This is a genomic window from Sphingomonas sp. GW821-FHT04B01 (genome assembly GCF_059420425.1).
In genome coordinates, this window is sequence record NZ_JBWKTR010000034.1 from 1 (window position 1) to 1,679 (window position 1,679).

Here is a 1,679-nt window from a genome sequence, read left to right on the forward strand (position 1 = left end):
CTGCCTCGGCTTCCTTCAGGATGCAGATGATCTGCTCTTCAGAAAACTGTTTCCGCTTCATCTGTCCGTCCCTTTCCGGGGCCGGACTCTAGCTCCAACTGGAGGAAAAAACGGGGGTCACGTCAATTCTTTCAATCGACCCCGACGAAGCCACTGATTGCAGGTCGATCCTGTTGTCCTAGACAGGATATATCGGAAATCGGCCGCAAAGCTCAGTCACGGCTTGCTTGATCGATTTCTCAACTCGGCAGTTTCCTTCAGCCCCGTCGCGCGACAGTCCCTCCACGACGTCAGCAATCATGTCAGCAATCTGTCGAAATTCATCTCGACCAAAGCCCCGCGTGGTGCCGGCAGCACTACCTACCCGGATACCCGACGTGATTAGAGGGGGTAGCGGATCAAATGGCAGACAGTTCTTATTGCAGGTGATACCGGCGCGCTCCAATGCCTCATCGGCGTCGCGGCCCGTCACGTGGAGCGGTCTCAAGTCAATCAGCGCGAGGTGGGTGTCGGTACCGCCAGAAATCACCCCTGCCCCGCGAGCTTGCAAGCCCGTCGCCAATACCTTGGCACTCTCGACCACTGCAGCCGCATATGCACGGAAATCAGGCCGCAGCGCTTCTCCAAAGGCGATGGCCTTGGCAGCGATAACGTGCATCAAGGGGCCGCCCTGCAGGCCTGGAAATACCGCAGAGTCGATCTTTTTCGAGATTTGCCCATCATCCGTAAAGATTGCCCCTCCTCTCGGACCGCGAAGCGTCTTGTGGGTTGTGGTCGTCACGACATGTGCATGATCCAGAGGTGAAGGATGAACGCCTCCCGCTACCAAGCCAGCAAAATGGGCCATGTCCACCATAAGCAGTGCGCCGACCTCGTCCGCAATGGCGCGAAAGCGGGCAAAGTCTATCTGCCTTGGATAGGCCGAACCACCAGCGATTATCAGTCTTGGCCGATGCTCTAGGGCAAGCGCCTCGACCTGATCGAAGTCGATAAGATGATCTTCCCTACGAACACCATACTGGACGGACCTGTACCATTTGCCCGAGGAGGCCGCCTTCGACCCATGCGTAAGATGCCCGCCAGCATCAAGGCTCAGGCCCATGATCGTATCACCAGGCTGCGTCAGTGCCAGCATGACTGCCCCGTTCGCCTGCGCTCCCGAGTGCGGCTGTACATTTGCGAACCCGCATCCAAAGAGCTTTTTGGCACGCTCGATCGCCAGCCGTTCTACCTCGTCTGAAGGGGCGCAACCCTGATAGTAGCGTTTGCCTGGATAGCCTTCGGCATATTTGTTGGTGAAGACAGAACCCTGGGCTTCAAGGACTGCCCGGCTCACGATGTTTTCCGAGGCGATCAGTTCGATCTGCCCCTGCTCTCGCCTGAGCTCACGATCAATGGTCCCAAAGACCGCTGGATCGGCTTCCGATATGGGACAGGTGAAATAATTGTCCGGGACTGGCTTGGTCACGGTCTCTCCTTTAGGATTTGGTGGCTTTCCGGGCGACCACAGGCGGAAATCGCTGCGCATTACGGCCGGGACTGACGCGTCCAATGGTCTTGCAACCACAGGGGCCGATCGAAACTAGGCGGCCTCGACCGCAGCCTAGGCTCAGGACTCATTGGTCACAGCCAGAAGATGACGGTGGCCGCGAGCGCGACGGCAGAGAAGAAGACAGTTG

1 protein-coding gene is annotated in these 1,679 nt (G+C 57.9%); it reads right to left on the reverse strand.

All coding sequences use genetic code 11. The features are described 5' to 3' along the window. Positions 1 to 178: 178 nt before the first annotated feature. Complete coding sequence (glyA, locus tag AC07UH_RS21480) at positions 179 to 1,528, reverse strand: serine hydroxymethyltransferase (RefSeq protein WP_495182210.1); 1,350 nt, start codon at positions 1,526 to 1,528, stop codon at positions 179 to 181. Positions 1,529 to 1,679: the final 151 nt, after the last annotated feature.